Source organism: Cytobacillus sp. Hz8 (assembly GCF_042263505.1).
Lineage (GTDB): Bacteria > Bacillota > Bacilli > Bacillales > Cytobacillaceae > Bacillus_BE.
On record NZ_JBHKFI010000031.1, the window covers coordinates 25,663 to 31,662 of the forward strand.

At 33.2% G+C, this 6,000-nt stretch carries 10 protein-coding genes; all 10 read right to left on the reverse strand.

The features are described from left to right. Window positions 1–169: 169 nt before the first annotated feature. Window positions 170–442, reverse strand: a complete 273-nt coding sequence (locus ACE38V_RS22545; RefSeq protein WP_375844945.1) for a hypothetical protein — start codon at window positions 440–442, stop codon at window positions 170–172. Between the two features lie 101 nt (window positions 443–543). Beyond that, window positions 544–726, reverse strand: a complete 183-nt coding sequence (locus tag ACE38V_RS22550; protein ID WP_375844946.1) for a hypothetical protein — start codon at window positions 724–726, stop codon at window positions 544–546. 38 nt (window positions 727–764) lie between these two features. After that, the gene (locus tag ACE38V_RS22555; RefSeq protein ID WP_375844948.1) at window positions 765–1,271 is read right to left on the reverse strand and encodes a hypothetical protein; all 507 of its coding nucleotides are present in this window, start codon (window positions 1,269–1,271) and stop codon (window positions 765–767) included. 35 nt (window positions 1,272–1,306) lie between these two features. Further along, window positions 1,307–1,768 carry a hypothetical protein gene (locus tag ACE38V_RS22560; RefSeq protein WP_375844950.1) on the reverse strand — a complete coding sequence of 154 codons (462 nt, stop codon included), beginning with the start codon at window positions 1,766–1,768 and terminating at the stop codon, window positions 1,307–1,309. Further along, window positions 1,755–2,333 (reverse strand): DUF2442 domain-containing protein, encoded by a 579-nt coding sequence (locus ACE38V_RS22565; RefSeq protein WP_375844951.1) that lies wholly within the window; start codon window positions 2,331–2,333, stop codon window positions 1,755–1,757. Before ACE38V_RS22565 ends, ACE38V_RS22560 begins: the two co-directional genes overlap by 14 nt. Window positions 2,334–2,644: 311 nt before the next feature. Next, entirely contained in the window at window positions 2,645–3,100 is a 456-nt protein-coding gene (locus ACE38V_RS22570; RefSeq protein WP_375844953.1) for a hypothetical protein, read from the reverse strand. 125 nt (window positions 3,101–3,225) lie between these two features. After that, window positions 3,226–4,122, reverse strand: a complete 897-nt coding sequence (locus ACE38V_RS22575; protein ID WP_375844955.1) for a hypothetical protein — start codon at window positions 4,120–4,122, stop codon at window positions 3,226–3,228. Window positions 4,123–4,222: 100 nt separating this feature from the next. Continuing rightward, window positions 4,223–4,591: a hypothetical protein gene (locus ACE38V_RS22580; RefSeq protein WP_375844956.1), complete on the reverse strand. Its 369-nt coding sequence runs from the start codon at window positions 4,589–4,591 to the stop codon at window positions 4,223–4,225. Window positions 4,592–5,087: 496 nt separating this feature from the next. Next, window positions 5,088–5,480, reverse strand: coding sequence for a four helix bundle protein (locus tag ACE38V_RS22585; protein ID WP_375844959.1), 393 nt, complete (start codon window positions 5,478–5,480; stop codon window positions 5,088–5,090). 22 nt (window positions 5,481–5,502) lie between these two features. Then, window positions 5,503–5,796: a hypothetical protein gene (locus ACE38V_RS22590; protein ID WP_375844961.1), complete on the reverse strand. Its 294-nt coding sequence runs from the start codon at window positions 5,794–5,796 to the stop codon at window positions 5,503–5,505. Window positions 5,797–6,000 lie beyond the last annotated feature (204 nt).

Below are 6,000 nucleotides of genomic sequence, written 5' to 3' on the forward strand. Positions count from 1 at the left end.
TTTATAAATCTGGATTCATTTATACAAGACCCTTGTTCTTTAAACCGACTCTCACATTCCGAAGTCATCATACCTCAATAAATATGAAAGAAAATGTATTCAAATAACAGGCAAAAAGAAAAGAACCGCAACATTTGATTCGCAGTTCTTCAATGGTAAATACATTATCTTAATCTAAAGTTTTTTTAATTCTTGTTCCAATCCTTTTACTTAACCCTAAATTGACAAATAGACCAACTATACATGTTGCAAGAACAACTCCAGAAAACAATCCTCTCCAAAAATTGGTCTCATTTGTAAGTAAATCACTAATATCGATTATTATAACAAGAATGATAACAACAAATATTGCTCTCCTCTGGCTTTTCAATATTCTCATGCTCTTTTTATCATCTTCGAGATTACCGTTTATTCGATGGACTGACCCTAACATATTTAGCACTTTCTCTGCCTCCTTTTTTGTCGTTGTATTTTATTATAGATTTAGCGAAGATATCTATAATCTAAAATACTGGAAATTGAAGGAGAATTACTAAGCACTGATTAATCATCTTCTAATAGGGGATTTTTCTTGTAAACTACAAATTGCTTTATTTCCTCTTCCGTTAAGTCTCCTACATCGACATTTTTCGATTTACAATACTCCATCAATGCTCTAACTTTGACTTTATAATTTGAGGGGACAGCGTAGACACCATCATCAATATCCAAATCATCATCAAACATATTAACACCTCCTTTTACCCAGAAATATTTTCAACATATCAATCAATAAAACATTTAAAAGCTCCAGCAATTGACCATCCCTTACTCGATTCTCTTACATTATTTTCAATAAATTTCAAGAATGAATTATATCCTTCCATAAATATCTTGCCTTCAACAAAGAACACCAACATAAAAATTTTCATTTCCAACGACTCCCAAGCCGATACCTTTATTTCATCAACTATCTTATTGGATTGAAAACAAGGAAATCTCCCCTCTTCTGCCAGTTCAACTAACTCTTTTAATGATGATAATTCACCAATCATTTCCGAAGCCGATTCAAAACAATCTGTGTCCCATTGCTCTTGAGGATACATCGAATATTGGTATTGCGTAAAATTTTGTAATTGTTCTAAGACTACAGATTCTTTAATAACAAAAATGATTTCATCCTGGTTTTCGTTTAAATCATATAGGGATAAGTCAAAATCCTTATTTAACTTATTCATCAATTTTTCAGACGTAATTCCTAACTTATCCAATCTTTTTTTATCAACTTCCATTTGATAACAAATTCCCATTTGAAGATATTGCCCCATTATTCTCCCTCTCCTTCCCCTCTATCCTTACTTCCAGCCTTCTCCTGTTCCTCTACAAATTCAATTAACAATTTTTTCAAATCCTTTGATAAAATCTTAGACCCGCTTATTATTTCTGAAACTGGTGTGTCAACAATGTCTCTCTTTGCAGATTCTAATCGGTATTGGTAGATTCCTTTCATATCTTCTTCGTTAAAGAACCCATCGTTTTCTACATAACTATCAAATTTATCTTTCACATATTCTATGAATTCCGACTGTTCCACTACCTCCACAGCTTGATGATAACTAATTCGACAGTGCTCTATAATTTTTGGCAGTGGCAAATAATCCAAACAATTTACTGCTAATTGCATCCTGCTTTCATCAGATACTTTTGCTGAAATAATTTTTAAAGCCTCAACAAATCCAACTTCAAAACCTTCATTATATCCAATTTTGTATGGTTCAGAATTTCTCATGCTTTACTTCACCTTCATTCCCTAAAACATGGTCAATATTAACACTTTCTGCAAATAAAACATCATGGTCAAAATCTATCCCATTCTCGAACACTACCGTTCGTGCTATTCCGTCTACCCTTGCAGTTCTGAACATATCTATTTTCAAAATTTCTGCCAACACACCCTTTTCCTTTTTTAAAAATTTTTTCATATCCAAGAGCCGATATTCCCGATTATCAAATTCAAGTATCAATTTATAATTGACTGTTGCAAGAACAGAAGTAATCCCAAAATTCTTTTGGTAAATACCCTCTAATTCTTTTCCTTCTTTTAATTTTGGCTCTTCTTCCTCTTTCTCTACTCCTATCGGTCTTACCAATAGCTTTACTCTTGCAAACATATCGCCTTTTTCTATATAACTATCCAGGATTTCATATCCCTGTTCGGCATACAATTTCCTATTAGATTCAATCTGGGCATCAACTATATCAGGATGGCATCCAAATTTTGATACCCATGTTCCTTCCCATTTCCACCATTCTGGCTTCTCCGCATGTTTTATAGTTTCAAATTTTTCAGGCATCTTTAATCCTCCTCTTGTTATTGCTTATAGGAAAAAAATAAAGGCATCTTGACAATAGACAAAAATTTTCCCTTTTTTTAAAAAGAAAAACCTCTATTGCAAGATACCTCTATAGTATTTTTTGCTAATATATATGACCTTTATTATCTATAGGATATAGTTAGATTAACAGAAGTGCAACAAAATCCTGCTTCTATTTTTTTGGCATTTCATTCAAACAATTTTTTAATGTTAAAGTCGTTCCAATAGTTCAATTAACTTTGCGTTCTGTCTCTTAATATTGAGCAAGTTTGTTCTTCTGTACTAATACTTTACACAAAATAATACATATCAGTATCAATCCCACCTGGCTCTTCTTGGGATGTACAGAAAATATCATCTCCATTTATATGCCAAGCCAAGTTTTTAACCGCAATTGCATCGAAATCATAGAATACCTCTGGAACAGCATATTGCCCATTCATAAAATCTTTAAAGCAAATTTCTTCATCCGACCAAGACATTTCCTGCATGTCTCCTCCATCCATATAGCCATTAAAGCAGACCCAGATATAATTATCTTCTGCTTCGTTTCCATAATCTCTGGCGGAAAATTTTCTACCGTCATATTCATGCAATTCTTCCTTTTTCGCAAACATGATTCGAGTCTTATCGGTAGCACATTCCTCTAAATACTCCTTTACCTTGTTCACTATATTTTTCTGAAAAGGACTCATTTCAAAACCCTTCTTGATTGTCCAAGCTGATTGATTCGATATTTTACTCATTTCTTTTCCTCCCATTTTTCATATTGTATTATTAAAAACACTCTATATTATAGATTTGTAGGCTTAGGATATAATCGTTCTCATGTATGCCCACGTGTTACCCCTCAAGCTATTGATTTTGAATTTTATGCCACAACTTCTTCAAGGAAATTTGGATTTGATGCGAAATATTCTTCAATCAAATTCTTTGCTTTGGACAAAATTTCATCATTAGTAACTACCTTGGTACTTCGAGACGATTTATGGGAAATTTCATCACATTGTATTTCTAAACCTTCATACACATAATAGGCAAAACAAACTTTTTGTCCATCATACTGTGCTTGAATAATACTATCGTCAATATATAGATAAAAAGATAGAACATACTCTGCATCTGTTTTATCAATATACATAGGCCAAGGGAGATGCTTATCAATAAAATTAACCCTCTTTTCCATGATTGTTTTTAACCAATTTTGATGATTTTTATCATCATAACCACCATTCATTTCATCATACCAAGCATCAATATCTGGCTCTTTTTGTTTTCTATTATATCCCCGATATTTCCTTACTGATTTTCCTTCTACAATTGTATGCCATTCGTTATCGTATCTATGTCCTTCAGTAAACCAGTTGATAATTCCCTTAGAATAATATCCTCTCGGAACAAGAATTTTTTTCACGAGATACTTTAACCATTCATGACCACCGTAGGATTTTCCATTTCTGTTCCAAACTATTCCTAATCGGTCATTTGTTACTGTCCAAACACCCCATAACTCTGGCTGACCTGGCGGTGGACAATTACGGTCGACTATATATTTATCCTTAAGTTCTCTTTCTCGTTCAAGGTCAACGAAGAAGAATTCACCCCATTGCCCAATTTCTGGCTTTTGAGCAATACCATCTCCCTCCAACTTGTCCGCATCCCAACGCATTCTTCTCGTCTCTGCCAAGCCCATAATAATCTTGTAAGTATCATCATCCAACGGTTTATCTAATTCAATTCTTCCTTCATAGTAAATGTTGTATCCCATGTTATGTTCCTCCTTAATTTCGTTTATCTTTTCTTACAATTCGTTTATTGGTTTATCCATATAACTTTCAATTTTGTAATTTTTATGTGAATCTTATAGATTATTTTAATAGTCCTTCGTATTCTTCATCTGAGAGCGTTTCAAAATGCTCTCTTAAGAAATCTCCTAAGTCAACACCCTGTTCCTCTGCCATTTCCCAATAAATTGGATTATCAATAAACACAATATCCACTACTCTTTTTATTCCTAATCCGTTTCTTAGTCTATTTTTGTCTCTTTGTTCACTACGTTCTCCTGATACAACTGCAACTAATTCGCCAACTCTGAATGGATGAACTTCCTTTTTGACTCTATCTACACAAACAATGTCTGCAAGGTCATTGCCTTTGTCTCTTTTTTGATACACCTTTAGTTGCTCTTTTAAAATTTTTTCGTCTTTGAATCTAATAAATGATTCTTGATATCCCATTTCTCATTCCTCCAATTTGAAATTTCCAGACTTAATGCAAAAAACAATTCCATTACTTACTTTTTATTAGGCGAATCCTGACCAATAGCATTCAATGCTACAAAAGAGCTTCCTTTATCGATTTTTCAAGGAACGACAAAAAGGCCGTATTTATTTTTTGTAAGGACACATAGGTAGACACAACCATAGGGAAAAACCCCATTGGATATAGTCAAAAAACCTATATGAAATTACAAGAAATAAATACGGCCTCTTACCGCAATCAGATAATAATACATTTATAAAAATGTATTAGCTAATTTCAAAAAATCTCCTTTAGGCAACAAATCAATTGGCATTGCCTGTATTCATAATTTACACCCATATTTATTATATGTCAATAACTTTTTTACCGACTATTGTCTTACCAAATAAATACTGATGATGGAACTCTTTATAGTCATAGCTTAGTCAGGATTTGTATTTATTCGACTAAGGTATAGAAGAACAGGTATAACTATGCTACTCCTTGATTTTTCAATCGCTTCATCATTGCTATGAGTATTAATATGATTTCTTTTAAAAGGTCATCCGCTATTTTAAACTGTTCTTTGGTAATGTAGGAATTCATCATTGCCAAGTCATACCAATATCGGGATTCTTGAGCACTACCAAGTGCGTTGTTAATAAAAGTAAACTCTTTTGCAGGGTAGATTTGTCCATTCCCTTCTACTAAATTGGCCCCAATGCTTGAGACGCTTTTTATCATTTGAATTTTCATATTCTTTTCTTCTATCCAAGGGAACTGTTTTACATGTTGATACACTAATCTGTTCATCTCCTTGCACATGTCGTACACCTTCAATTTTTTAGGGTCCTTTACAAAAATTCCATCTACATTATTTTTCATTTTTACTTTCCTCCCTTTTTCTTTAAGCTGTTCTATAAAAACTTTCAAGTCTTCTAATGTCGTCTGTTACATTCTGGTACAACTGCTCTTTTGTTGCGATAATTATACTGTATCTAATTTCCGCTAACTTATATCGGATTTCTTCCAGTTCTGCAACACTATTGTCTTCAAAGCAGGTTTCTAAAAAGGTTTCTTTTAACACCTTTACCTTCTCTTGCATTTGCTCCAGTTCTACCATCGCAAGTGGTTGTAGTGAATGGAGAAACAGTTTTCTTTCCAATTGGTCGATATCTGTTTTAATATGTTCGGTGGACATTCCGTCAGCTCCTTTCGTTGAAAATGATAAGTCCCATTGAGATAATTTTGCTATTAATCTTTTCTCTGATAAGTCAATGATACTACGTCAAGAAAATAGACACAGATTTTTCTACCGCGCTTGCGCTTGGTGGCCTTCATAAAAAAGTTTAAATGAAGAGCGATTTAAACTTTTTTATGAAGGTAAAATCAGGCTACAGAATTT